This window comes from Serratia sp. BFP-2025 (genome assembly GCF_050880365.1).
GTDB classification, from domain to species: Bacteria; Pseudomonadota; Gammaproteobacteria; order Enterobacterales; family Enterobacteriaceae; genus Serratia; species Serratia surfactantfaciens.
Window position 1 is genome coordinate 2,737,673 of sequence record NZ_JBPAFV010000001.1, and the last position, 24,330, is coordinate 2,762,002.

General features: G+C 60.7%; 23 protein-coding genes. 10 read left to right on the forward strand and 13 right to left on the reverse strand.

The genetic code is table 11. The annotated features are described in order from the left end of the window. Window positions 1-79: 79 nt before the first annotated feature. Entirely contained in the window at window positions 80-835 is a 756-nt protein-coding gene (locus ACRAWE_RS13090; RefSeq protein ID WP_025160012.1) for a CDP-diacylglycerol diphosphatase, read from the reverse strand. 236 nt (window positions 836-1,071) lie between these two features. Between ACRAWE_RS13090 and ACRAWE_RS13095 the strand changes: the two genes are divergently transcribed. Beyond that, on the forward strand, window positions 1,072-1,872 hold the full coding sequence (locus tag ACRAWE_RS13095; RefSeq protein ID WP_432525589.1) for an alpha/beta fold hydrolase: 801 nt from the start codon (window positions 1,072-1,074) through the stop codon (window positions 1,870-1,872). Between the two features lie 28 nt (window positions 1,873-1,900). On the opposite strand, the gene ACRAWE_RS13100 is transcribed toward ACRAWE_RS13095, so the two are convergent. From ACRAWE_RS13100 to ACRAWE_RS13120, 5 genes are all read right to left on the reverse strand, one after another. After that, entirely contained in the window at window positions 1,901-2,626 is a 726-nt protein-coding gene (locus ACRAWE_RS13100) for a substrate-binding domain-containing protein (protein ID WP_080356215.1), read from the reverse strand. Beyond that, window positions 2,619-3,398, reverse strand: a complete 780-nt coding sequence (locus tag ACRAWE_RS13105; protein ID WP_432525453.1) for an ABC transporter ATP-binding protein — start codon at window positions 3,396-3,398, stop codon at window positions 2,619-2,621. Before ACRAWE_RS13105 ends, ACRAWE_RS13100 begins: the two co-directional genes overlap by 8 nt. Continuing rightward, window positions 3,391-4,392 (reverse strand): FecCD family ABC transporter permease, encoded by a 1,002-nt coding sequence (locus ACRAWE_RS13110; RefSeq protein WP_019453927.1) that lies wholly within the window; start codon window positions 4,390-4,392, stop codon window positions 3,391-3,393. Before ACRAWE_RS13110 ends, ACRAWE_RS13105 begins: the two co-directional genes overlap by 8 nt. Continuing rightward, entirely contained in the window at window positions 4,389-5,438 is a 1,050-nt protein-coding gene (locus tag ACRAWE_RS13115; RefSeq protein WP_432525454.1) for an ABC transporter substrate-binding protein, read from the reverse strand. Before ACRAWE_RS13115 ends, ACRAWE_RS13110 begins: the two co-directional genes overlap by 4 nt. A 184-nt stretch (window positions 5,439-5,622) precedes the next feature. Continuing rightward, window positions 5,623-6,015 carry a hypothetical protein gene (locus ACRAWE_RS13120; RefSeq protein WP_019453929.1) on the reverse strand — a complete coding sequence of 131 codons (393 nt, stop codon included), beginning with the start codon at window positions 6,013-6,015 and terminating at the stop codon, window positions 5,623-5,625. Window positions 6,016-6,360: 345 nt separating this feature from the next. Here ACRAWE_RS13120 and ACRAWE_RS13125 point away from each other — a divergent pair, with 345 nt between their 5' ends. Next, window positions 6,361-7,389, forward strand: coding sequence for a methyltransferase (locus tag ACRAWE_RS13125; protein ID WP_019453930.1), 1,029 nt, complete (start codon window positions 6,361-6,363; stop codon window positions 7,387-7,389). On the opposite strand, the gene ACRAWE_RS13130 is transcribed toward ACRAWE_RS13125, so the two are convergent. From ACRAWE_RS13130 to ACRAWE_RS13140, 3 genes are all read right to left on the reverse strand, one after another. Then, window positions 7,386-8,309 carry a PEP phosphonomutase gene (locus ACRAWE_RS13130; RefSeq protein ID WP_019453931.1) on the reverse strand — a complete coding sequence of 308 codons (924 nt, stop codon included), beginning with the start codon at window positions 8,307-8,309 and terminating at the stop codon, window positions 7,386-7,388. The genes ACRAWE_RS13125 and ACRAWE_RS13130 overlap by 4 nt on opposite strands. 72 nt (window positions 8,310-8,381) lie before the next feature. Continuing rightward, complete coding sequence (gene bglX / locus ACRAWE_RS13135; RefSeq protein ID WP_154746737.1) at window positions 8,382-10,679, reverse strand: beta-glucosidase BglX; 2,298 nt, start codon at window positions 10,677-10,679, stop codon at window positions 8,382-8,384. Between the two features lie 112 nt (window positions 10,680-10,791). After that, window positions 10,792-11,712 (reverse strand): LysR substrate-binding domain-containing protein, encoded by a 921-nt coding sequence (locus ACRAWE_RS13140; RefSeq protein ID WP_074054796.1) that lies wholly within the window; start codon window positions 11,710-11,712, stop codon window positions 10,792-10,794. 118 nt (window positions 11,713-11,830) lie between these two features. Between ACRAWE_RS13140 and ACRAWE_RS13145 the strand changes: the two genes are divergently transcribed. Together ACRAWE_RS13145 and ACRAWE_RS13150 are read left to right on the forward strand one after the other, a co-directional pair. Next, window positions 11,831-12,985: a pyridoxal phosphate-dependent aminotransferase gene (locus ACRAWE_RS13145; protein WP_019453934.1), complete on the forward strand. Its 1,155-nt coding sequence runs from the start codon at window positions 11,831-11,833 to the stop codon at window positions 12,983-12,985. 34 nt (window positions 12,986-13,019) lie between these two features. Next, window positions 13,020-13,799 carry an ABC transporter substrate-binding protein gene (locus tag ACRAWE_RS13150; protein WP_019453935.1) on the forward strand — a complete coding sequence of 260 codons (780 nt, stop codon included), beginning with the start codon at window positions 13,020-13,022 and terminating at the stop codon, window positions 13,797-13,799. 34 nt (window positions 13,800-13,833) lie between these two features. Here the strand turns inward: ACRAWE_RS13150 and ddlA are convergent, their stop codons facing one another. Next, window positions 13,834-14,937 (reverse strand): D-alanine--D-alanine ligase, encoded by a 1,104-nt coding sequence (ddlA, locus tag ACRAWE_RS13155; protein WP_432525455.1) that lies wholly within the window; start codon window positions 14,935-14,937, stop codon window positions 13,834-13,836. 168 nt (window positions 14,938-15,105) lie between these two features. Between ddlA and ACRAWE_RS13160 the strand changes: the two genes are divergently transcribed. The 5 genes from ACRAWE_RS13160 (at window position 15,106) to ACRAWE_RS13180 (ending at window position 20,111) form a co-directional block, all read left to right on the forward strand. Continuing rightward, complete coding sequence (locus ACRAWE_RS13160) at window positions 15,106-15,309, forward strand: ParD-like family protein (RefSeq protein WP_006324220.1); 204 nt, start codon at window positions 15,106-15,108, stop codon at window positions 15,307-15,309. Further along, entirely contained in the window at window positions 15,306-16,100 is a 795-nt protein-coding gene (gene map, locus ACRAWE_RS13165; protein WP_019453936.1) for a type I methionyl aminopeptidase, read from the forward strand. The genes ACRAWE_RS13160 and map overlap by 4 nt, the downstream gene beginning before the upstream one ends. Window positions 16,101-16,225: 125 nt before the next feature. Then, window positions 16,226-17,932, forward strand: coding sequence for a D-lactate dehydrogenase (gene dld, locus ACRAWE_RS13170; protein WP_211130083.1), 1,707 nt, complete (start codon window positions 16,226-16,228; stop codon window positions 17,930-17,932). A 224-nt stretch (window positions 17,933-18,156) separates the two neighbouring features. Then, entirely contained in the window at window positions 18,157-18,582 is a 426-nt protein-coding gene (locus ACRAWE_RS13175; RefSeq protein WP_019453938.1) for a PAS domain-containing protein, read from the forward strand. A 5-nt stretch (window positions 18,583-18,587) separates the two neighbouring features. Then, window positions 18,588-20,111 carry a flavodoxin domain-containing protein gene (locus tag ACRAWE_RS13180; RefSeq protein WP_432525457.1) on the forward strand — a complete coding sequence of 508 codons (1,524 nt, stop codon included), beginning with the start codon at window positions 18,588-18,590 and terminating at the stop codon, window positions 20,109-20,111. Window positions 20,112-20,114: 3 nt separating this feature from the next. On the opposite strand, the gene ACRAWE_RS13185 is transcribed toward ACRAWE_RS13180, so the two are convergent. Genes ACRAWE_RS13185 through ACRAWE_RS13195 form a run of 3 tightly spaced genes read right to left on the reverse strand, consistent with a single transcriptional unit; the run spans window position 20,115 to window position 22,808 of the window. Beyond that, the gene (locus ACRAWE_RS13185; protein WP_309531000.1) at window positions 20,115-21,122 is read right to left on the reverse strand and encodes a FecCD family ABC transporter permease; all 1,008 of its coding nucleotides are present in this window, start codon (window positions 21,120-21,122) and stop codon (window positions 20,115-20,117) included. Then, on the reverse strand, window positions 21,119-22,075 hold the full coding sequence (locus ACRAWE_RS13190; protein WP_197667314.1) for an ABC transporter substrate-binding protein: 957 nt from the start codon (window positions 22,073-22,075) through the stop codon (window positions 21,119-21,121). Before ACRAWE_RS13190 ends, ACRAWE_RS13185 begins: the two co-directional genes overlap by 4 nt. A gap of 16 nt (window positions 22,076-22,091) precedes the next feature. Then, a complete protein-coding gene (locus tag ACRAWE_RS13195; RefSeq protein WP_432525590.1) occupies window positions 22,092-22,808 on the reverse strand; it encodes an ABC transporter ATP-binding protein in 717 nt (238 codons plus the stop codon). A gap of 615 nt (window positions 22,809-23,423) precedes the next feature. Here ACRAWE_RS13195 and ACRAWE_RS13200 point away from each other — a divergent pair. Beyond that, on the forward strand, window positions 23,424-24,275 hold the full coding sequence (locus ACRAWE_RS13200; RefSeq protein ID WP_019453943.1) for a DMT family transporter: 852 nt from the start codon (window positions 23,424-23,426) through the stop codon (window positions 24,273-24,275). The last annotated feature ends 55 nt before the right edge of the window (window positions 24,276-24,330 follow it).

Here is a 24,330-nt window from a genome sequence, read left to right on the forward strand (position 1 = left end):
AATAAAATGTAATTAATACAGATCGATATAACGTATTTTAACGGATTCACTCCCCGACAACGGGGAGCGATAAGAAAACTCAGTTCCCCGCCACCGCGCAGTGGTAGTCCTGAATTTCACCGGCCGAGCCCAGATTCAGGTCGGTCAGCTTCAAACGGTTCGCCAACAGCAGCATCTCGCCCTGTGGGCTGACCGCCAGCGCCAGGCCATAGTTACCGATGCTGTCACCCTGTTCGACCACATAGTTGTTCAGCAAACGGAAAGGATCTTCCTGGGTTAAATCGGTGCCCGCCAATTTTCTGGCCAGGTATTGATGGCCGACCAATTTCACCGCCAGCGGCCGCCACTGTTGATCTAATTGCTGCGCCTGCTCACCCAACGCGTTATAGACATCCTGGCGCAAACAGGCAACGTGAATATGCAGCTGATCCTGAGAGCGACCATATTTCGAATTGACCGCCAGAGACATCCACGCATCTTTTAACGGTTTACCCAGCTCGCCGGATATATGTTCACGGTTATTCCAGGCCTGAGCGAAATAAGGCGGTGCGTGCTCCGTCTGCAATGCCGGGCTCTCGATACCGCTGACCTTTTCAGTCGGCATCACCAGATCGTGGTAAGGGCCTTTGCTATCCTTGAACAGCACATAACCCTCGGTTAAATCAACCTTTAAGCAGGGCGCCGGATCGTTGTTCTGCTGCTGATTAGGCACGCACTGTTGGCTGACGATTTGCCACAGCGCATTCGGATTGCCGCGCCCGAAAAACCACCACAGCACCGCCGCCAGCAGCAAAATGGCAAGCAAAATAATTAATAGTCTGAAAAGTCTTTTCATCGCGACGTCCTGTTTATCTATTCCATACCGAAAGGAGCGCCAGCATAAACCAAGGCGCTTATCGTCACCAGAATATTATCCTTAGCGTCACCTTTCATTGACGTCTTGTTATCAAGAGAAATTAAAAATAAGGGTTTACCTAAGTAATTTAAGGTAAATTAATACCGCAGGTTGAATATGAGTGTGATATAAGCAGCCGAACTCTCTTTATATAAGGAACCGACAAGATGCCAACGATGGGCAAATCCCTGCATTATCTCGACGTGGGCTCAGGCTTTCCGTTGCTGCTGGGCCACAGCTATCTGTTCGATCTGAACATGTGGGCACCGCAGTTCGAGGCGCTGGCCAAACGTTACCGCCTGATCGTGCCTGATCTGTGGGGCCACGGCGACTCCCCGGCGCTGCCGCCTGAGCGAAACAGCCTGTCGGATATCGCCGCCGATCATTTGGCGCTGATGGATCATTTGGATATCGCAGAGTTCGGCATCGTCGGCCTGTCCGTCGGCGGCATGTGGGGCGCGGAACTGGCGGCGCTGGCACCGGAGCGGGTGAAAGTGTTGGCGCTGCTGGACAGCTACCTGGGCGACGAAACGCCGGAGGCACGGCAGCGCTATATGGGCATGCTGGCCGCCGTGGAACAGGCCGGTGCCATCACGTCGCCTCTGCTGGAATATATCGCCGCGCAGTTCTATTCCGACGAGGTGCCCGATGCGCTGTCACAGCCATTGCTGGCCCACCTGCAGAACCTGCCCGCCGATCGGCTGCGCGACAGCATCGTGCCGCTGGGCAGGATGATCTTCGGTCGCCCCGACAAGCTGGCGCTGCTGGAAAACATCACCGCCGCCAGTATCGTCATCACCGGCACGCAGGATAAACCGCGTCCACCGACGGAAGGCCAGCGCATGGCGGATCTTCTCGGCTGTCGGCATGTGCTGATCCCCAACGCCGGCCATATCAGCAACAAAGAAAACCCGACGGCGGTCAACGAAACGCTGCTGGCGTTTTTAGCTGAAAACACCACTCCGCTGTTTTGGTGAGATTCTCCGGGCCGTCAGGCCCGGCGAGTCATGCCTGGCGCCGCATAAACCCGTGCCGGCTCAATATTTCCTGCCCCTGTTCGCTCAAGATAAATGCGGCCAACCGCTGCGCTTCTTCATCCAGCAGGCATAGGCCGTAATCCGCCTCGATGTCCAGCGGCGGCGGCAACGTTCGCACCACCAACGTCGGGTAGGCCGCCAACGCCGGGGCATAGCTGGCGTAGCCGAGAAAAATGTCCGCCTGCCCGCTGGCTATCAGATACTCCGCCGCCAGTCGGCCCGCCGGTACCGGTGCGGAATCTATCCCGCCAACCAGCGGCAACGCCCGCCGGCGCAGCGCTTCCCCTTGCCCCGGCCAGGATTGTTCACAGCGTTCGAAAAGCCGCTGCGCATAATCGCCGGAGGGATCGGCTCCCGGCGTCGAGGTGGCAAGCCGCCAGCGCGGATCGCACAACACCTCAGGTAGCGGACGCTCGGTTAATGCCGGCACGTTGCGCACCGTGGCGCATAGCCGATTGTGCGCAAAAATCTGCACCGCGCCCGCGATACCGAGATCCGCCAACCTTTGCGGATGCGCCACGTTGGCCGAGGCGAACAGCTGCGGCCGCTCACCGTTCTCTATCCGTTGGCGCAATAGCCCCGCCGGGCCGAATTCCGCCGAGACCTTTTGCCCGGTGTCGCGCTGAAACGCCGACAGCAGCGGCGCAAACGCCAGCCGCAGGCTGCCGGCGGCAAACAGCAGGATATCACTCATCATGTCGCTCCAATTGGCTGCGATACAACGGCACCAGCGTCGCGTAACGGCGGCCCGCCACCGTCAACGGCACCCGTTCGATCGCCAGTTCAAACAAGGGCGACAGGGATTGCGCCGTTAACACCTCGCGGCAGGCACCGAGCTGGCTACGTCCTTCCTTGCCCAGCAGCAAAGCCCGATCGGCCACCGCATGAGCATGGTTGGGCTGATGGGTGGAGAACGCCACCGCCAACTGCTGCTCCCGCGCCAGGCGCGCCATCAGGCTCAACACCCGATCCTGGTAATGCAGATCCAGCGCCGAAGTCGGTTCATCCAAAATCAACACCTCGCAGCGCATCGCCAACGCGCGGGCGATCATCACTAATTGACGTTGACCGCCAGATAGGCTGCCGAACTCTCGCGCCGCCAGCTCTTGTAAACCCAACGTTTGCAACGCTTCTCTCGCCAGTCGATGATCTTTGGCTGACGGTGAACGGAACAGGCCGACATGGCGCGCCCGCCCCATCAATACGATATCCAGCACCCGATAGGCAAACGGCGGCGAAAAGTGCTGCGGGACAAAGCCAATCTCACCGTAGCGCTCAATCTCGCCGGATTGCGGCGTCAGGCTGCCTAACAACAGCTGCAGCAGCGTGCTCTTGCCGCGCCCATTGGGGCCCAATACCGCCAGCACTTCGCCGCGCCGCAGCTGAATGTCCAGGTGTTGGAACAGCGGTGCCTCACCCGGCCAGGCGAAGCTCACCTCCCTGGCGGCCAATAAGGTGTCAGTCATGCCAGCCTCTCACTTGCGCGCGGCGCAGCAGCAGCGCGAACAGCGGCGCGCCAATCAGCGCGGTCAGAATGCCCAGCGGGATTTCACCGCTGCTCAGCGTGCGCGCCAAATCGTCGATCAACAGCATGTACAGGGCACCCAGGCAAAGCGAAGCCGGCAGCAGACGCCGGTGATCCGGCCCCACCAGCCGCCTCGCCACGTGCGGTATCACCAGACCGACCCAACCGATGCTGCCGCTGACCGCCACTTGGGCGGCCACAATGGCGGCGCACAGCGTCAAAATCAGCCAGCGGGTACGCTCAACGTTGATGCCCAATGCACCGGCATCCTCATCGCCCAACGACAGCAGATTGATGCGCCAACGCAGCGCCAGCAGCAAACCGCCGGCCAACAGCAAAGGCACAAACAGCATCAGCAGCTTTTGCCGATCGGCGGTGGCAAAGCTGCCGAGCAGCCAGAACACGATGCTCGGCAGCTTTTCTTCGGTATCCGCCAGATATTGCATCAGGCTGACGCAGGCGGAGAAAAAGCCGCTGAGGATCACCCCCGCCAGTACCAAAGAGAGAATATTGCGCCGCGCAATGGCGCTGGTGAGAGTGAAAATCAGCAGCAGCGCCGCCATGCCGAAAACAAAAGCCGACAACAGCAGCGCCGCCAACGGCAGGCTGAGCAGGATAGCCAGCGTGCCGCCAAACGCCGCACCGGAAGAAACGCCGATAATATGCGGATCGACCAGCGGGTTGCGAAAGACGCCCTGCAAAGCCGCGCCGCACAGGGCCAGCGCCGCGCCGGCGCCCATCGCCAACAGCACCCGCGGCACGCGCACCCCGAGGATCACCTGGCGCTGAATGGCGTCGATGCCTGCATAATGCTGCCCAGTGAACGGCTCCAGCAGGATCATCAGGCTGTGCGTCATCGGCACCTGAAAGCGGCCGACGCCAAGCGAAAACAGCGCGCAGCACAGCGTTAGCAGCGCTAGCCACCCCAGCCTCATTGCCCGCTCTGGCAGCAGGTGGCGCGATAATAGCGTTGATAATAAGCGTCGACCCGTTGCTGCAGATTGATATCGGCAAAACGCTGCGGGTAAAGCTTTTTCGCCATCCACAATTCACCCAGCGCCATCGCCTCCGGCATCGGATATCCCCAGGCCTTGGCGTACTCCGGCATCAGGTAGACCCGCTTATTCTTCACCGCGTCGATCGGCTGCCACTGCGGCGCCGTCAGGATCTGTTTCACCACGTCCGGGTAACGCTCCTGCACGAAGATCACCGCCGGATCCCAGCGCAATACATCTTCGATAGAGACCTGCTTAAACCCCTGAATATCTTTCGCCGCCACATTGAGCGCACCGGCGTGCCGCATCATCAGCCCGGTATATTTACCGGCGCCGTAGGTGGTGAGATCGGGGTTGGCCATATACACCCGCACCCGCTGGTCTTCCGGCAGATCGCGCAGCCGTTCGGCGACCAACGCGCGCTGTTGAATGACGTCCTTGATCAGCGCTTCAGCCTGAGGCTGCCGCTCCATCACCTCGCCAATCAGGCGAATTCCGTCCTGCAGGCCCAACGTATAGGCCCGATCCTCATCGCTCAGCTGTGGATTCATTTTGCCCGCCTGATCGGCCGCTTCGCGACGCAGCGAGATCGCCACCACCGGAATCCCCGCCCGTTCGATCTGCGCAATCATTTCCGGCGGCGCATAGTTGGACACGAACACCACCTGCGGATGCAGGCCAAGCAGGCTTTCGATATTCACCGAAGTCAGGTCGCCCGGCATCGGCAAGGTTGCCAACGTCGGCGCCAGCCGCAGGTAGTTTGGCCCCAGCTGCTTTTTCCAACTGCTGAGCACGCCGACCACCTGCGGCATCGCATCAAGCTGCACCAGCAGGTTCAGCGTCTGATGTTGCAGCACCACGGCGCGGGTGATGTGATCGGGCAGCGTGACCTGGCGGTTGAGCTGATCGGTGACCTGGCGATCCGCCAGGGCGGCGGTGGAAAACAACGCAAGCGCCAACAGCAGGCGCGGGAGAGAGTTAAACATGGCAGTGACCGGTTGACTATCGTTATATAGCTAATGATATAGCGATGAGCATGGCGAAACAATCAGCGAGATCAAGCCTCACGCCATGTGTACAGGAAGAAAAGTGAGGGGGAACATTGACTAAAGCAGCGCTCCGCCGTAACGCCGGCGGAGCCTGAGAGCGCAAAGAATGCGTGAAAAACGCTTATTGGCCGATAGAGGTCAGCCCCTGACGAATGCCTTCGTCAGCCTGTTGGCACCACGCCTGCAGACCCTGTGGCGCTTCCTTTTCCAACGCAACCACTTTGCCGTCGTCGTTCAGCACATTGCCTTCACGGCCCATCGCTTCACGCTTGTCGCCATCGCGGGTGTCGACACCGCCGGGAATGGCGGCCACGTAGGCCACCATTTTCTTGGCGTTGTCGATGCTGTCCGCTTTCAGGAAACCTTTATCGACGCAGTAAGACATCAGCCCGCTGGTATTACGCGTAATGTCATAGACGTTTTTCAATGCGGCAGGGTCCATCCCTTCGGCGTTAGCGGTGTTGAACAGGCCCAGGGTCGCGGCAATCACGCCGGTCAGAATAGTTTTTTTCATTGTTAACTCGTTTTAATAATGAAGTATTTAAGTTTGAATTATTCACAAAAAGAATGTGAATACCGGTACGGTATAACGACGGCCTAGATTAACACAACCCTAACGCGTTAATAACTGTGATTAAGTTAACCTCTGATAAAATAAAAACGCATGATTGGGTAATAATCCCCGGCTCTGCGCTATTTCTCTCTCGTCAGGCATTATCGTTAAAAATACGAATAATAAATAATTTCATGAAGAGATTATTTTCAACGAAAGCGTTCGTCTCCGCGCCGCGCTTTGCGAAAACCACTGGCATGGCATAGCCTGTTAGAACGCCCCATGGCACAGTGAGAGAGGGCTCACATGCAACAGGCCATCCTGCCGCCGCAATGCGACAACCAGAGCATTCTCGATATCACGATGAATTTATATCTTTATCCGGCGGTGCTTATCGCGCATCGCCTGGGTATATTTGAGTTTATCGCTGAATATCCCCGCACGTTAACAGACATTTGTTTCACAGCGCATCTGGAGAGACGACCGGCTGAAGCCTTGATGACGGCGTTGCAATCTTTAAAATTAATTATCCCCATCGGCGGAAAATTGACTCTCGCACCCGAAACCGAAAGCTTTCTGCTAAAAAAGAGCCCTCATTACTTTGGTTACTATTGGGATTTACTGTATGAAAACAGTGAAACCTTCTCGTTAAAAAATATGGAGTGCGCCATTCGGAAAAACACCTCACAGGCCTATGGCGAACCAGAAGTCTTCGCCACGCACGAGTTCGATGCGGAAAAAGCGCGCCAATTCACGCGCGCCATGCACAGCCTGAGCATCGGTTCCGCTTGCGTTTGGCCGACGCGGCTTCCTTTGGCAGCGCATCGCGTGGCGTTGGATATCGGCGGCGCTTCCGGCGCACACGCCATCGGCCTGGTAACTCATTGGCCCGAGCTGATGGGTATCGTGTTCGACCTGCAGGAAATAGGCCCATTGGCGGACGACTACGCCCGGCAATACGGTTTAAGCTCGCGTATCACCAGCTGCTGCGGCGACATGTGGCAAGATCCTTATCCCGCCGCCGATCTGCATGTGTATTCCAATGTTTTCCACGACTGGAGGCCGGATAAAAACCGTTTTCTGGCGCAGAAAAGCTACGACGCGCTGCCCGTCGGCGGGAGAATAGTGATACACGAGGCGCTATTCGACGACGACGGCGGCCCGCCAACTCTCGCCGGTTACAATCTTCTGATGCTCAGTTGGACGACGCAGGGCCGCCAATACTCCGGCAGGGAAATCAGCGACCTGCTGCGCGACGTCGGCTTCACTACGCCGCAGGTGATACCGTCGCTCGGCTACTACAGCATCGTAACGGCGCAAAAACCCCAGGCTTAGCGGTTCACCGAGCGCGCCATGCGGCTGTAGGTGTGGCGCACGCCGCGGATCGCCACGCTGTAGGCGAAGATGTTTTCCGGCAGCGCCAGCCCCAGATAGCCGGTATCGCCGATATGGTGCAGATCCGCCCCGGCCATTTTGCTCATCAGCGCGATCTGCCGCACGGTCTGCACGTCGGCGCCCTCTTGCGAGGTGCCGATCGCGGTCATCGCCAGCGCGCCCTGCCGCTGGGCAAAAGCGATCAACGCCGCGACTTTCTCCTGCGACATGCCGGGAATGGTGCCCGGCGCCGGCAACAACACGATGTCCGCGCCGTTCTCCACGAACAGCGCGATATCCTGCTCGCCGATCAGCTGGCTGCCGCTTTCGCGCACGATGCCGGCGCCGTGCATCTTGCCGGTCACCAGCACCATCTCGTCGCCCACTTCGTCGCGGATCGCTTTCAGCGCGGCGGCGATCGCCTGATTGCTGACGCCGTTGTTCGGGTTGCCGGTCAGCACCACCATGCGCGCGCCGAGCTGATACAGCTTGCGCGCATTCTCGGCGGTGGCGGCGCGGCCCGCCGTCATCTGCCAGAAATCGTTATGTTCGGTGGCGAAGGCCGGATCGACGGCCTCCAGATTCACCCCGATAACCCGCCCGGTCAGCCGCTGCAGCGTGCGCAGCGCCTCCTGCGGCGGCACGTCGGCGGGCAGGCCCGCGATGTGCGGCTGATCGACGTCGAACAGGTTCAACAGCAGCAGGTCGGCGCCCTGGCTGGCCGCCAGTTCGGCGTTGGTGACGTTATTGAGCAGCGGCTGAGTGACCGCAATGGTTTCGCTGACCAAGATGCGCCCTTCGCTGGCGCGGATGGCATAGAGCAGATCGGCTTTGCCGATATCGGCCAGATCGCTGGCGCTGCAGTCCAGATAACGTTTCATGAGACAGGCTCCGATGACGTTGGCGGGAATGGATGGTACCCCTCTCCCACCGCAGTGAAAGAGGGGGAAGACTTACTTCAGCGTAAAGCTTTGCGCCTGCACGTTGTCGGAATCCAGGCCAACGAACACGTTGAATTTACCCGGCTCCGCCTCCCACTTCAGGCTGGCGTTGTAGAACTTCAGATCCTCTTCGCTAATCGGCAACTCAACCTGTTGCGACTGGCCGGCCTTCAGCGTCACTTTCTTGAAGTTGCGCAGCTCTTTCACCGGCCGGCTGACCGAGGCGGTCACGTCCTGCAGGTACAGCTGCACCACCGTGGCGCCGTCGTACTTGCCGGTATTCTTCAGCGTGACGCTGGCAGTTAGTTTGCCGTTGCGCGCCATCGTCGGGCTGGACAATTTCAGATCCGACAGGCTGAAGGTGGTGTAGCTCAGGCCGTAACCGAACGGATACAGCGGGCCGTTAGGCGAATCGAAGTAGCGCGAGGTGTACTTGCCGGGGTTCTCCTTGCCGAACGGCCGGCCGGTGTTCAGGTGGTTGTAGTACATCGGGATCTGGCCGACCGAGCGCGGGAAGGTCATCGGCAGCTTGCCCGACGGGTTGTAGTCGCCGAACAGCACGTCAGCCACCGCGTTGCCGCCTTCGGTACCGCTGTACCAGGTTTCCAGCATGGCGTCCGCCTGCTCGCTCTCCCAACTCAGCGCCAGCGGCCGGCCGTTCATCAGCACCAGCACCAGCGGCTTGCCGGTGGCTTTCAACGCGGCGATCAGATCGCGCTGGCTCTGCGGAATCGTAATGTCGGCGCGGCTGGAGGCCTCATGCGCCATGCCCTGCGATTCGCCCACCACCGCCACCACCACGTCGGCCTTGTTCGCCGCCTGCACCGCTTCGTCGATCATCTGCTGCGGCGAACGGGTGTCGAACGCCACCGCCGGTTCATACTCGTTGAGATAGTCGATGATGCCTTTATCCTGCGTGACGTTGGCGCCCTTGGCGTAAAGAATGCGCGCCTTGTCGCCCACCGCCCGCTCCAGCCCTTCGCGCAGGGTGACCGACTGCTTGACCACCCCGGCAGCCGACCAGCTGCCCATCACGTCGCGCTGGCTGTCGGCCATCGGCCCGACCAGCGCAATGGTCGCCTGCTTGCTCAACGGCAGCGTCTGCTTATCGTTCTTCAGCAGCACCATCGTCTTGCGCGCCACCACCCGCGCTTCGGCGCGGTGCAGGCGGCTTTCGGCGTTGGTGTCCTGCGGATCGGAACCCACCGGCCCCAGATGCACATACGGATCCTTGAACAGCCCCATGTCGTACTTGGTGTTCAGCACGTCGCGGCAGGCGCGATCGATGTCGCTTTCAGGCACTAGCCCGTCTTTCACCAGACCCGGCAGGTATTTGTCGTAAAACTCGTCGCTCATGCTCATATCGACGCCGGAGGTGATCGCCAGGCGCACCGCGTCACGCGCGTCGGCGGCCACGCCGTGTTTAATCAGCTCTTTAATTGCGCCATGGTCGCTGATGGTGATGCCTTTAAAGCCCCACTGGTCGCGCAACAGATCTTTCAGCAGCCACGGGTTAGCGGTGGCCGGCACGCCGTTCACCGAGTTGAGCGACACCATCACCCCGCCGCTGCCGGCATCCACCGCCGCTTTGTAAGGCGGCAGATAGTCCTGATGCATGCGCAGCGGGCTCATGTCGACGGTGTTGTAATCGCGGCCGCCTTCGACGGCGCCGTACAACGCAAAGTGCTTGACGCTGGCCATCACCGAACCGGGCTTGGCCGGATCGCCGTTCTGGAAACCGTCGACCATCACTTTGGCGATTTTCGATACCAGCCAGGTGTCTTCGCCGAAGCCTTCGGAGACCCTGCCCCAGCGCGGATCGCGGGTGATATCGACCATCGGCGCGAAGGTCATGTTGAGGCCGTCGTCGCTGGCCTCCTGCGCCGCCACCCGGGCACTGAGCGCAATGGCCTCCAGATCGAAGCTGGCCGCCAGCCCCAGGCTGATCGGGAACACCGTGCGCTGGCCGTGCACCACGTCATAGGCGAAGAACAGCGGAATTTTCAGGCGGCTGAGCTGCATCGCCTGATCCTGCATCACCCGGATATCCGGCCGGGTGACGGTATTGAAGATGGCGCCGATCTGCCCGTTGCGGATGCCCTCGCGGATCGCTTCTTTCGGGTTATCCGGCCCGACGCTGATCAGCCGCAGCTGGCCGATCTTCTCTTCCAGCGTCATCTGCTTCATCAAATGGGACACGAAGGCGTCGCGCTGCTGGGCGTGGATGCCCTGCGCTATCGGCGTTTCCTGCGCAAAAGCCGGGCTGAGGGCCAGACCGGACAACATACTCACCACACAAAGCCATTTCATCTTGTTTTATCTCAGGCGTGTTTCCGCCGCCAACGCCGCGGAGTTTAATCGGAGTGAAGAAACAGTTTGCCACACTCTGTTTCATCGCCAAGGGAATTCGCATCGGTAATGTTTACAAAGCATTACAGGTTATCGGCAGGTAATTCTGTAACCGGGCGCGGCTGCCGGCGGCCTCAACCGTCAGAAAATCGATAAGCTGTGTCAACGCCGGCGGCGCCACCGTGCGTTCAGGATAGACCAAATAATAGGCCGCGCCGCTGCTGACGCAGAGCGGGAACGGCGTGACGATGCGTTGCGCCTGAATATCCTCCTCCAGCAGGCACAGATCGCCGATGGCGATGCCGAACCCCTGCAGCGCGGCGCTCATCGCCAGATCGAGGGTATCGAAATGCTGAGCCTTGCCGGACGGCAGCGCATCGGCGCCCGCCGCCTTCAGCCAGCGCAGCCAGTCGCGCCGATCGCGCGTCGGGTGCAGCAGGGTTTGGTCCGTCAAATCCGCCAGCCGGGGCGTCGGCGGCAGAAACGTCGGCGTGCAGACCGGCGTGAGAATTTCATCGAACAGCAGGTGCGCGGTCAGCTTTTTACCCGGCGGCCGGCCGAACACCACCGCGGCGTCAAACTGCTCGGTACTGAAATCCAGGCCGTGCGACACCGAGGCGGTCAGCTCGATGTGCATGTCCGGCCGTTCATTCTGCAGGCGAATGATACGCGGCAACACCCAGCGCATGGCGCAGGTCGGGCATTTGATGCGCAGCGCCCCTGGCGGGGCGGCGGCCCGCGTCAGGGCTTCATCCAACTGCCCCAGCGCCTGCTGCACCGGCGCCAGCAACTGCGCGCCCTGCGGCGTCAGCGCCAGACCGCGCGCCTGGCGGCTGAACAGCGGATAGCCCAGGCGCTGCTCCAGTCCGAGGATTTGCCGGCTGACCGCCCCCTGCGTCAGGTGCAGCTGCCGGGCGGCATGGGTAAAGTTGAGGCGTTGCGCCACCACCACAAAGGTTTTCAACACGTCGAGCGACGGCAGGGATATCGGCATAGCGTGCCTCGATTAGCCATGATCTGAATGCATGGCAAGTATGACAAACTTTCCCTTGTCCGCCTACGCCGGCTGATGCTTAATCGCTCAACACTTCCCTGTTTGCCTGGAGCCCATCATGCAGAGCGCCTGCTCTTCCCGCTCGAAGCTGCCGGACGTCGGCACCACCATTTTCACCGTCATTGGCCAACTCAGCGCCGAACATCAGGCCCTCAATCTGTCGCAGGGCGCGCCCAACTTCGCCGGTGATCCGCAACTTGTCGAGGCAACGGCGCAAGCCATGCGCGCAGGTCATAACCAATACGCGCCGATGAGCGGCGTGGCGGCGTTACGTGCTGCCCTGGCGGAAAAAGCTGAACGATTGTACGGCGCGCGCTATGACGTCGACGAAGAAATCACGGTGATCGCCAGCGCCAGCGAAGGGCTGTACTCGGCGATCAGCGCGCTGGTGCACCCCGGCGACGAGGTGATCTATTTCGAACCGGCGTTCGACAGCTATGCGCCGATCGTGCGCCTGCAGGGCGCCACGCCGGTGGCGATCAAGCTTTCGCTGCAGGACTTTCGCGTCGACTGGGACGAAGTGGCCGCCGCCATCAACGGCAAAACGCGCATGATCATCGTCAACACGCCGCACAACCCGACCGGCGCGGTGTTTGACGAGCACGACATCGAACGCCTGACCGCCCTGACCCGCGACACCGACATCGTGATCCTGTCCGACGAGGTCTACGAGCACGTGGTGTTCGACGGCGATATTCACCACAGCATGGCGCGTTACCCGCAGCTGGCGGAACGCAGCGTGATCGTGTCGTCGTTCGGTAAAACCTACCACGTCACCGGCTGGCGCGTCGGCTATTGCCTGGCGCCGGCGGCGTTGATGGACGAGATCCGCAAGGTGCACCAGTTCATGGTGTTCTCCGCCGATACGCCGATGCAGCACGCCTTCGCTGCCGCGCTCGCCAACCCGCAGAGCTACCTGGGGCTGGCGGCGTTTTACCAACAAAAACGCGATCTGCTGGCCAGCGCCCTGCAGGATTCACGCTTTGAGCTGCTGCCCAGCCGCGGCAGCTTCTTCATGCTGGCCCGTTTTAGCGGCTTCAGTCACGAAAGCGACAATGATTTCGCCGTGCGTTTGATCCGCGAAGCGAAGGTGGCGACGATCCCGCTGTCGGCGTTCTACAGCGACGGCACCGATACCGGCCTAATCCGGCTGAGTTTTTCCAAAGATAACGAGACCCTGCTGGAAGGCGCGCGCCGCCTGAGCCAGGTGTAATTTTTTGTCCGACCATGGGAAAGGGGCACTGCCTATGAAAGCTCTGAAAACGCTGTTCGCCGCCGGATGCCTGCTGGCCGCCGGCGCTTCGTCCGCGGCGGAAAACAGCCTGCGCTTCGGCGTGGAAGCACTGTATCCGCCGTTCGAATCCAAATCCGCCAGCGGCAAACTGGAAGGATTCGACATTGAACTGGGCGACGCGGTATGTGCCGCCGCGCAGTTGCAATGCAGCTGGGTGGAAACCTCGTTCGACAGCCTGATCCCGGCGCTGCAGGCACGCAAATTCGACGCCATCAACTCGGCGATGAACGTGACCGAACAGCGGCGTCAGGCGATCGCCTTTACCGACGCCATCTATCAGGTGCCGAACCGCCTGATCGCCAAAGCGGGCAGCGGCCTGCTGCCGGACGCCAAAACGCTGGCGGGCAAACACGTGGGCGTGCTGCAAGGATCGATTCAGGAGATCTACGCCAAAACCCATTGGGCGCCGGCGGGTGTGGACGTGGTGTCGTATCAGGATCAGAATCAGGTTTATCTCGATCTGGCGGCCGGTCGGCTCGATGCCACGCTGGTAATGGCACCGTCGGGGCAAAGCGGCTTCCTGTCGCAGCCGGACGGCAAGGGCTTCGCCTTCGTCGGCGCGGCGGTGCACGACGACAAGATCCTCGGTGAAGGCATCGCCTTCGGCCTGCGCAAAGGGGATGAGGCGCTGAAGAAAAAACTGGACGCCGCCATCGCCAAAGTGAAACAGCAAGGCACGGTGGCGGCGCTGTCGAAGAAGTATTTCGGCGATATCGACGTGACGGTGAAGTGATGGACGGGGGCGGCACCGCCGCCCCCCAGCGCGTTTAGCGATCGAACACTGAGCTGTTCAGCGCGCGATCCTGCTGATGACGCTCCAGCGCCAATTCGATCAGACGCGTGATCAGCGCCTGATAGCTGACGCCGCTGGCGGCCCACAGCTTGGGATACATGCTGATGTTGGTGAAGCCTGGCAGCGTGTTGATTTCGTTGATTACCACCTGGTTGTCCGGCGTCAGGAACACATCAACCCGCGCCAACCCGAAGCACTCCAGCGCGCGGAACGCCTTCAGCACCACTTCGCGAATGTGGTCGCTCACTTCCGGCGCGATTGCCGCCGGCACCACCACCTGAGCACCCTGCTCATTGATGTATTTGGTGTCATAGGAGTAGAAGGCATCGCTCAGCACGATCTCGCCACACACGCTGGCCTGCGGGTCGTCGTTGCCCAGCACCGCACACTCGATCTCGCGGCCGACGATCGCCGACTCCACCAGCACCTTGTGATCGAAACTGAAGGCCAACGCCACCGCCGCGTCGAACTCGGCGCGATTTTCCACCTTGCTGACCCCGACCGACGAGCCCTGGTTGGCCGGCTTGACGAACAGCGGCAGGCCGAGGCGCTCGCTCAGTTGCTCAAACGTAAACCCGGCGCGGTTGGCGCGCGTCAGGGTGACGAACGGCGCCACCGCCAGCCCGGCGTCGCGCAGCAGGCGTTTGGTCACGTCTTTATCCATGCTGACCGCCGAGCCGAGCACCCCTGCACCGACGAACGGCATATTGGCCATGCGCAGCAGCCCCTGCAGCGAGCCGTCCTCCCCCAGCGTGCCGTGCACGATCGGGAAGATGACGTCGAGCTGGCCCAGCGCGCCGGCGCTGCCCGCTTCGATCAGCTGCTGCTTTTCCTGGCCCGGGATCAGCGCCACGTTCTTGTTCGAGCGGTTCAGCGCGATCAGCACCGGATTCTCGGCGTTAAGCAGGTAGTTGGAGGCGTCGTTGATGTGCCACTGCCCCTGTTTGTCGATCCCCAGCAGCGTGACATCGAACTTCTCTTTGTCGATTGCATCCACAATGTTTTTGGCCGACTGCAGCGACACCTCATGCTCCGCCGATTTACCGCCAAAAATCACCCCAACACGTAGTTTAGTCACGCCTTAAATCCTTCTGAAAAATCATGGCAAAAAAGTCGTTCATCACAATAAACGCATTGCCTGGCGGCGGCAATCGTTGTTGCCAGAATCTTCTTACGCCACAGAATGCCACATCGCCACCATCCTAAACGTATACACTTCATATATTGTTCACTTAGGGAGACGCCGATGGGCATCGTAAAAATTTCAGACGCGCTGCATGACGATCTGCGCCTCGCCAGCCTGACCATGACGCGTTCGATCAACGCGCAGGCCGAGTACTGGATCAAGATCGGTATGCTGGCGGAGTTCCATCCGGAGCTGACCTACCCGCAACTGGTAAAAAAAATGATGAAAGATAACGCGCTGACGCTGAAGGAGATTGTCGGGTGAAACAGATTGTGATTAAAACGCCGGAAGAGATTGCCAAAATGCGCCATTCCGGCGCCCTGCTGGCTAAAGTGTTCGCTATGCTCGATGAGGTGATTGTCGAAGGCATCTCCACCATGGAGATCAACGACCGTGCCGAGGCGTTTATCGTCGAAGAATTGAAGTCGCGCCCGGCCAGCAAGGGGCAGTATGATTTCCCCTATGTGCTCAACACCTCAGTCGACGACGTGGTGTGCCACGGGGTGCCGTCGGCCAGCAAAATCCTGCGTTCCGGCATGATCGTCAACGTGGACATCACGCTGGAAAACGGCGGCTACATCGCCGACTCCAGCAAGATGTACTGCATCGGCCAGGTGACGCCGCTGGCCAAACGGCTGGTGAACAACGTTTATGAATCGATGTGGCAAGGCATTCGCGCGGTAAAACCGGGCGCCACTCTGGGGGATATCGGCCACGCCATCCAGCGGCACGCCGAACAGGCCGGCTATAGCATCGTGCGGGAATATTGCGGCCACGGCATCGGCCGCGACATGCACGAAGAGCCGGCGGTGTTGCACTACGGCCAACCCGGCAGCGGTATGGTGCTGCAGGAAGGCATGGTGTTCACCATCGAGCCGATGATCAACCAGGGCGATCGCCGCATCAAGCAGAAGAAAGACGGTTGGACGGTGGTGACGCGCGACAAAAAATTGTCGGCGCAGTGGGAGCACACCGTGGCGGTCACCGCCGACGGCGTGGAGATCCTGACGCTGCGCGACGAAGAGCGTCGGGCCGGCTACGCCGAGCGCTACTAAACCCGCAGGCCATTAGCCTAGCAAGCTGATAGCTTAATAAGTTATTTAATTGATAACCTCTTAGCTTATATGCGGCACTCCGGCGCCGCGGTTAAAGCGACGGGAATGACAGGGAGACAGGCAGCATGCAGTCAGGCAATCAGGCATTTCTCAACCAGCTTAAAGACATCGTCGGCGGCCCGCAGCTGTTGACCGGCGATCGCAACACCGAACGGTATCGCAAGGGCTTCCGTTCCGGCGAAGGCCAGGCGCTGGCGGTGGTGTTTCCCACCAGCCTGCTGCAGCTGTGGCGCATTCTGCAGGCCTGCGTGGCCGCCGACAAAATCGTCATCATGCAGGCCGCCAACACCGGCCTGACCGAAGGTTCAACCCCCAGCGGCAACGACTATGATCGCGATATCGTCATCGTCAGCACCCTGCGCCTCGATCATATTCAGGTGCTGGATAACGGTAAGCAGGTGGTTGGTTTTCCCGGCAGCACCCTGCATCACCTCGAAAAATTGCTCAAGCCTTACGGCCGCGAGCCGCATTCGGTGATCGGCTCCTCCTGTATCGGCGCGTCGGTGATCGGCGGCGTGTGCAACAACTCCGGCGGCTCGCTGGTGAAACGCGGCCCGGCCTATACCGAAATGGCGCTGTACGCTCAGTTGGGTGAAGACGGCCAGCTGCGCCTGGTGAACCATCTGGGCATCCGCCTCGGCGACACGCCTGAAGAGATCCTCACCCGGCTGGAAAAAGGCGATTACCGCCCGGAGGACGTCGAATTCGGCGAGCTGCGCGCCTCGGATAACGAGTACGCCAGCCGGGTGCGCGACGTCGACGCCGACACCCCTTCCCGCTTCAACGCCGATAAACGCCGTCTGTACGAAGCCTCCGGCTGCGCCGGCAAGCTGGCGGTGTTCGCGGTGCGGCTCGACACCTTCGAGAAGGAAGGCAAAGAGCAGGTGTTCTATATCGGCACCAACGACACCGCGGTGCTGACCGAACTGCGCCGCCACATGCTGAGCCAGTTCGACAACCTGCCGGTGGCCGGTGAATACATGCACCGCGATATCTTCGACATCGCCGAGGTCTACGGCAAAGACACCTTTATGATGATCGACAAGCTCGGCACCGATCAGATGCCGCGCTTCTTCACCCTGAAAGGCCGCATGGACGCCAGCCTCAACAAGCTGCCGCTGCTGCCGCACAACCTGACCGACCGGCTGATGCAGGGCCTGAGCCATCTGGCGCCGAGCCACCTGCCGAAACGTATGAAAGAATACCGCGAACGTTTCGAGCATCACCTGCTGCTGAAGATGGCCGGCCCCGGCGTAGACGAAGCGCAGCGCTACCTGACCGAGTACTTCACCCAGGCCGAGGGCGCTTTCTTCGCCTGCACGCCTGACGAGGGCAAAAAGGCCTTCCTGCACCGCTTCGCCGCCGCCGGCGCCGCCGTGCGCTACCATGCGGTACACGCCGACAAGGTGGAGGATATTCTGGCGCTGGACATCGCCCTGCGCCGTAACGACACCGACTGGTTCGAAACGTTGCCGCCGGAGATCGACAGCCAACTGGTGCACAAGCTGTATTACGGCCACTTTATGTGCCACGTGTTCCACCAGGATTATGTGGTGAAAAAAGGCGTCGACAGCCACGCGCTGAAAGAAAAGATGCTCGAGATCCTCAACCGGCGCGGCGCCGAATATCCGGCGGAGCATAACGTCGGCCATCTCTACCACGCCAAACCGGATCTGCAGGCGTTCTACCGCACCGCCGATCCGACCAACAGCTTCAACCCCGGCATCGGCAAAACCAGCAAACGCAAGGGCTGGGCCGAAGATCCCCGCTAAGACCGCGTGATTGGCCCGTCGCCGCACCCGGCGCGGGCCTACTCTCCCCCCCGCCTGCCTCATCGTGATCTCTCTGCGCCTTTAAAGATGCATTTTTATTGCAACTTATAAATTTCCCGATTACCATTCATTGCAAATGAGAATCAATTACAAAGCTGTCATGACGGATACATGACATCCGCCGTGGCATTCACCGCGAAGTTGTTAATGAGAAGGAACCTACCATGAGTCAGACCCTCGATTCCGCCAAACTGTTGGCCGCGCTCGATAAAGTGATGGTGATCTCCACCACCGATCTGCAGGGCACCATCACCTACGTCAACGATCTGTTTTGTCAGCTGACCGGCTTTTCCCGGGAGGAGCTGGTGGGCCAGCCCCACAGCATCGTGCGCCACCCTTCCGTGCCGAAAGCGGTTTACAAAGCGATGTGGGACACCATCAAGGCGGGCGGCATCTGGACCGGCATCATTCCGAACATCGGCAAGGGCGGCGTGCTGTACGTGGTCGACACCACGGTGCAGCCGCTGTATGACGCCCAGGGCAATATCGAGGCCTATATCAGCATCCGCCGCGTGATCAACGATCTGATGACCGACTTCGAATCGGTGGAGTTTGCCAAAGAACAGTTCGACAACCACTACGACAAGTAACCACTATGGCCGACCTCATCGAACGCATCCTGATTGGTTACGGTTCGGAGTCGGGCAACGCCCGGGCGCTGGCGATGCGCCTGGGTGAACAAAGCAGCCTGCAACCCTACCACCCCGTCGTGAAAGAACTCAACGCCATCCAGCCCGCCGATGTGGGCGAGCGTGATACCCTGCTGATCGTCTCGAGCTCATTTGGCGACGGCGAGCCGCCCGCCAACGCCGAACGTTTTTCCGACACGCTGACGCAATGGCCGGATCACCATCGGTTGCGCTACGCCATCTTCGGTCTTGGCGACACCGCGTACCCGCATTTCTGTGGCTTCACGCAGGCGCTGGATACGCGCCTGACGCAATACGGCGCCCGTGCCATTATCAATCGCGTCGACGCCGACGTTAACTTCGAACCGTTCTTCACGACCTGGCTGACGACGCTGGATAAGGTGCTGGCCGGCAATGCCCAGGCCGGCCGAGACTTGCATCTGCGCGTAACCGCCTACGGTGAAGACCATGCGTTCAGCGCCGCCCTCCTCGAACGGCGGCCGCTCAGTGCACGCACGCCGCAAGCCTGGCATCTGCGGCTGAATATCGCCGACAGCGGCATCGTTTACCGGGCGGGAGATACCGTCTATCTGTTGCCGGAAAACGACGAAGGATTATTGATCCGGCTGGCTGACTGGCTGGGCAGGCCGGAGGCCGTCGACGCGCTGCGTCGCCGGGAGCTGCGCCAGCTCAGCAAAACGACGCTGCGCGAACTGGCACAGTTGGCCGACAGCGAAGATCTCAAAGGCCTGCTTAAGATCCGTCAGCGCAAAGCCCTGGAGAACTCTCTGTACGGCGCCGATCTGCTGGACGTGCTGCACGATTTTTGCCCGCCGCACGCGATCACACTGGAGAACCTGCTGGCGCTACTGCCCGTTTGCCTGCCGCGCGCCTACTCCATCGCTTCAGCTGCGCGGAAAGAGAGCCTCGATCTGTGCGTGCGCGACATTCATTATGAACACGGCGGCCGCACGCGGCGCGGCACGGCGACCGGATGGCTGCTCAGCCACTCTGGCCCTTTCCGCCTCTTCTGCCGCGCCAACCCCGGCTTTTACCTGCCGCGCGATACCACCGTACCGGTGCTGCTTATCGCTACCGGTACCGGCATCGCGCCCTTGATAGGCTTACTGCGCGAAATGGCCGCCCAGGGAGAACGGCGCGAAACCGTACTGATCTTCGGGGAGAAACGGCGCGATGAAGATTTTCTGTATCACGAGGAATTGGCTGCACTGAATGCGGCGGACGTACTCACGCGTCTCATCACCGCTTTCTCTCGCGACGCCGCCGCCAAATATTATGTGCAGCATGCGATCGACGATCATGCCGATGTCATCAGCGGCCTGCTGCGACGGGGAGCACATGTCTACCTGTGCGGCAATCGCCAATATCTGGAACATGCCGTGGCGACGGCGCTGGAACAAGCCTGCGGGGCGGAAAACCTTTGGCAAACGCTGATTGAGCAGCAGCGCCTGCATCTGGAACTCTATTGAAGTTCATCGTTCCGCGCGCAGCAGCAAGGAGACGATGAACGCCCCCCCTAGCCCCGCCGTAATGATGCCGATGGGCAGTTCCTGATTGGGGATCAGGCTGCGGCTGAGCATGTCTCCGCCGGTCAGCAGCATCGCCCCCAGCAGGCCGCACATCGGCACGGACAAACGGTGGCGCACGCCCACCAGGCGCCGGGCCAGATAAGGCACCATCAGCCCGACAAAACCGATCACCCCCGTCAGCGATACGAGGAACGCCGTAGACAGCGCGCAGCACAGAAAGGTCTCGGTGCGCAGGCGCGCCACGTTGACCCCCATCGAGTGGGCGGTTTGCTCGCCCGCCAGCAGCGAGTCCAGCGCCCGCCAACGCAGCGCCGTAAACCCGGCCAGCAGCACGAAACTCACCAGCGGAATGACCAGGTTATCCCAACGCGCCAGCCCCAATCCGCCGAGCGACCAGAACAACACCGAGCCGGCCGCTCGCTGATCGCCGGAAAACACCAGGTAGCTGGTGAGCGCGCTGAACAAAAACGAGACCGCCAGGCCGCAGACGATGAGCTGATCGGCGCGCCTGACCCGGCTGACGCGAAACAGGATTATCACCGCCATCGCGGACAGAATGCCGCCGACGAAAGCGGACAGCGGCAACGTCAGCGCGCCCAGCGCATCGCCGAAGCGCGTGATGACCAGCACCGCCCCGGCGGAGGCGCCGGAGGAGAGCCCAAACAGAAAAGGATCGGCCAGTTCGTTGCGGGTGGTGGTCTGCAGCAGTGCACCGGTCATCGCCAGCCCGGCGCCGGTCAGCGCCGCCAACAGAGCCCTGGGCACGCGCAACTGCACGACGATGGTGTCCAACATGCCGGAGAGGGGCGCAGATGAAAACCCCAATGCCGCCATTGTTTGCCGCCATGACAGTACGACGCTGCCCAGCTGCAGGCTCCAGATCATTAACCCGCACAATGCCAACGACGCCAATGGCGCGAGCAGCATAAACCGCCCGGTCGGCGAGTTCATTCGCTAGCCGGCGCGTACAGCGCCCGCGCCAGCTTTTCAACCGCGCCGATGTTGGCCGGCCCCGGGGTCAGCTCCGCATACTGCAGTTTCAGATAACGATGATGCTGTACCGCGGGCGTCAATTTCATCAACGGATGAGACTCGAGGAAACGCCGCAGCGCATCGGCGCCTGACCCGGTCTGATAATCCAGCAGAATGATGAAGTCGGGCTCTGCCGCCGCCACCGCCTCCCAGGACGCCGTCGTCCAGCTCGCCGGCAAACCGTCCATCACGTTGCGGCCCCCCGCCGCCTCGATGATCGCCGTCGGCATGGCGTATCTGCCGCTGGTGAAAGGTTTCTCCTCTCCCGAGTCATAGACGAACACCTTGAGCGGCGCCTGCCCCGCCGGCCTGGCGGGAAGCGCAGCTAACCGGCGCTGCCAGCCCTCAACCAACGCGGCGGCCTCTCGCTGCTTGCCGAAAATCTTGCCGAGCTTCAGCTCGTCGTCATACAGCAGGTTCATATCGACCTTCTGCGGCCGGCCACCGGCCTGTACGCAGCTCTCGCTCAGCACCAGCGTTTTGATGCCGAACGGGGCGAGCTTCTCCGGCGTGACGTCGCCGCCGATCTTCATGCCGTAATTCCAGCCGGCGAAGAAGAAATCCGGCTGTGCCGCCAGCAACGTTTCCAAAGCGGGATATTTCGGTGCCAGTTCGGGAATCGCGCCCATCGCGGCCTTGAAGCCAGGCGTCAGTTTGTACCAACCGGTGATGCCGGTCAGCCCGACGATCCGATCCTGCAGGTGGAGCGCAAAGGCCATCTCAGCCATGTTGATATCGTTGATAACGGCGCGCTGCGGTGCCTGGTTAAAGGTGACCGGCGTACCGCAGCTGTCTACGGTGACGGGAAAACTTTCGGCCGCCGCCGACCTGGCGGCCAGCAGCATAAGCAGGATGAATACGCGTGTGTTCATGTTTCTCTCTGGTTTATCAAGCGCAATGGGGAACGTCAAAAATACGCAGCGTTTTCCCGCTGACGGGATGCGCTACATTGAAACTTTGCATGCCGAACACCGGCAAAATCACCGGCGTTTGCAACACCGCCTCGGGCGAACCGCAGGCCACCTGGCGGCTTTCGTTGAGCACCAGGATCCGATCGGCAAACACCTCCGCCACGGGCAGATCGTGCAGAACCGCAATCACGGCGATATCTTTATTTTTTACTAACGACAGCAGCGCCGAGCGCCCGGGCGGATCGAGGTGATTGGTCGGTTCATCCAGCAGCAACAGGTCGGGAGACTGCGCCAACGCCCGGGCCAGCGCAGCGCGCTGACGCTGGCCGCCCGAGAGCCGCCCCAGCGGGTGGCGCCTGAGCGGCCCCAGCCCGGTTTCTTCGATGGTCTGGTCAACGATGCGCTTCGCCGCCGCCGGTTGCTCACCAAATGGCAAACGCCCTAAGGCGACATAATCCTCAAGCGACAGCCTTAAATCCGGCAGATCGTTTTGCGCCAGAAAGGCGATGCTTTTGGCGCGCTCCGCCGCCGGCCAGTTTGACAAGGCGCGCCCTCGCCAGTAAATGCCGCCGCTGTCCGGCCGCGTTTCGCCGATCAGGGTGCGCAACAGGCTGGACTTGCCGCTGCCGTTGGGGCCGATCACCGCCAGCTTCTCACCGGCGCGGAGCGCGAAATGGATGTTGTCGAGTATCAATGCCCCGCCGTGTCCGGTCAGGCTCACCCCATCAACGTGGAGGATGTCGTGAATTGGGTTCATCATGCATCATTTGTTATATTATAACATATCACTATTTCTATCACGATTGCCCGCCCTCTGCAAAAGCGAATCGCAACGTCTCTTGCCATACGCACTCAGCGCGCAAGCCGGAACAGGGTATCCACTCCGCTGCGGCTTGCTTTTGCGTCAAAATTGCGCCGTTAAAGCAACATAACATATCCTTTAATTAATGATAATGATTTTCATTATCATTAACGTGCCTGCGATTTACGATTGCGTCCCACGGCGAACTTGGTTATGTTTGAAACGGTTAATTTCATTCCCGATGTGCAGGAACCTAAATGACTCACTTTGCGCACAGCACAGATCCCACCAACGCGACCGCCCCGGCCGTCGTTTTGCTGTGTGCTTCCTCCGCTCCACCCGCCGTTTCCTCTGTCGTTTCAGCGGTTGCCGCTTACCCGCCACGCATTGTGGTCGTGCGCTAAGCCAAACCGACTTTTTACCTCCGGCTTATGTTGATCTGTTGCGTTCAGGCGTAGACCGCCGCGCGCGCCGGAGCCTGTAATTTTCACGACAGGTGAAATTGATATGCGATTACCTTCTCTCTGGGCCAATGCCGGCCTGGCTACGCTGTTCGTCCTGCTTTGGAGCAGCGGCGCTATTTTCTCCCGTTGGGGGTTGGAACACGCTTCCGCCTTCGCTTTTCTGTTCTTCCGCTGCGCCATCGCACTGGCGGTGCTGTTGGCTATCGGCCTGTGGCGGCGCCAGTGCCTGCCCGCCCCCGGCACTCGTCGACGCGTCGCGCTGATCGGCGTGCTGATGATCGGCGGCTATCAGATCTGTTATCTGCTGGCGCTGGAACAGGGCATTACGCCCGGGGTGCTGGCGACGCTGCTCGGCGTACAGCCGATCCTCACCCAGTTCATCACCGAACGGCGTTGCGCCGGGCTGCGCGCCTGCGGGTTGGTGCTGGCGTTGGCCGGGCTGACGCTGGTGGTGTACCAAAGCCTGATGGTGGCCAACTTCTCGCCGAGCGGCATGCTGTTCGCCTTTATCGCTCTGGGCTGCATGACCGCCGGCACCCTGCTGCAAAAAGGCATGGCCCAGCCGCCGCTGGCGGTCTTGCCGCTGCAGTACGCTATCGGGCTGTTGATGTGTGCGTTGGCGCTGCCGTTTGAGCCGCTGCGGGTCGACTGGCGGCCTGAGTTCGTGCTGCCGCTGCTGTGGATGGCGGTGGTGATCTCGGTGCTGGCGACTTTCCTGCTGTATCGCCTGATCCAGCGCGGCAACCTGGTGCAGGTCACCAGCCTGTTCTATCTGATCCCGGCGGTCACCGCCCTGCTGGATTACCTGCTGCTCGGCCACGCGTTAGCCGCGCTGAGCCTGCTGGGCATGGCGGGCATCGTGCTCGGCGTGATGCTGGTTTTCCGCTGCGCATAAAAGCAAAAGCCCCCGCGCCGTTCCACCGGCGCGGGGGCGACAACAACTACCGTTA

What these genes read in the sequence shown, in the direction of transcription:
- ACRAWE_RS13090 (WP_025160012.1), bottom strand. Translation starts at nt 835, where the DNA reads ATGAAAAGACTTTTCAGACTATTAATTATTTTGCTTGCCATTTTGCTG.
- ACRAWE_RS13180 (WP_432525457.1), top strand. Translation starts at nt 18,588, where the DNA reads ATGGCCGACCTCATCGAACGCATCCTGATTGGTTACGGTTCGGAGTCG.
- bglX (WP_154746737.1), bottom strand. Translation starts at nt 10,679, where the DNA reads ATGAAATGGCTTTGTGTGGTGAGTATGTTGTCCGGTCTGGCCCTCAGC.
- ACRAWE_RS13145 (WP_019453934.1), top strand. Translation starts at nt 11,831, where the DNA reads ATGCAGAGCGCCTGCTCTTCCCGCTCGAAGCTGCCGGACGTCGGCACC.
- ACRAWE_RS13095 (WP_432525589.1), top strand. Translation starts at nt 1,072, where the DNA reads ATGGGCAAATCCCTGCATTATCTCGACGTGGGCTCAGGCTTTCCGTTG.
- ACRAWE_RS13150 (WP_019453935.1), top strand. Translation starts at nt 13,020, where the DNA reads ATGAAAGCTCTGAAAACGCTGTTCGCCGCCGGATGCCTGCTGGCCGCC.
- ACRAWE_RS13160 (WP_006324220.1), top strand. Translation starts at nt 15,106, where the DNA reads ATGGGCATCGTAAAAATTTCAGACGCGCTGCATGACGATCTGCGCCTC.
- ACRAWE_RS13130 (WP_019453931.1), bottom strand. Translation starts at nt 8,309, where the DNA reads ATGAAACGTTATCTGGACTGCAGCGCCAGCGATCTGGCCGATATCGGC.
- ACRAWE_RS13140 (WP_074054796.1), bottom strand. Translation starts at nt 11,712, where the DNA reads ATGCCGATATCCCTGCCGTCGCTCGACGTGTTGAAAACCTTTGTGGTG.
- ACRAWE_RS13200 (WP_019453943.1), top strand. Translation starts at nt 23,424, where the DNA reads ATGCGATTACCTTCTCTCTGGGCCAATGCCGGCCTGGCTACGCTGTTC.
- ACRAWE_RS13105 (WP_432525453.1), bottom strand. Translation starts at nt 3,398, where the DNA reads ATGACTGACACCTTATTGGCCGCCAGGGAGGTGAGCTTCGCCTGGCCG.
- ACRAWE_RS13115 (WP_432525454.1), bottom strand. Translation starts at nt 5,438, where the DNA reads ATGTTTAACTCTCTCCCGCGCCTGCTGTTGGCGCTTGCGTTGTTTTCC.
- ACRAWE_RS13120 (WP_019453929.1), bottom strand. Translation starts at nt 6,015, where the DNA reads ATGAAAAAAACTATTCTGACCGGCGTGATTGCCGCGACCCTGGGCCTG.
- ACRAWE_RS13175 (WP_019453938.1), top strand. Translation starts at nt 18,157, where the DNA reads ATGAGTCAGACCCTCGATTCCGCCAAACTGTTGGCCGCGCTCGATAAA.
- ACRAWE_RS13190 (WP_197667314.1), bottom strand. Translation starts at nt 22,075, where the DNA reads ATGAACACACGCGTATTCATCCTGCTTATGCTGCTGGCCGCCAGGTCG.
- ACRAWE_RS13110 (WP_019453927.1), bottom strand. Translation starts at nt 4,392, where the DNA reads ATGAGGCTGGGGTGGCTAGCGCTGCTAACGCTGTGCTGCGCGCTGTTT.
- ACRAWE_RS13100 (WP_080356215.1), bottom strand. Translation starts at nt 2,626, where the DNA reads ATGAGTGATATCCTGCTGTTTGCCGCCGGCAGCCTGCGGCTGGCGTTT.
- dld (WP_211130083.1), top strand. Translation starts at nt 16,226, where the DNA reads ATGCAGTCAGGCAATCAGGCATTTCTCAACCAGCTTAAAGACATCGTC.
- ACRAWE_RS13125 (WP_019453930.1), top strand. Translation starts at nt 6,361, where the DNA reads ATGCAACAGGCCATCCTGCCGCCGCAATGCGACAACCAGAGCATTCTC.
- ACRAWE_RS13185 (WP_309531000.1), bottom strand. Translation starts at nt 21,122, where the DNA reads ATGAACTCGCCGACCGGGCGGTTTATGCTGCTCGCGCCATTGGCGTCG.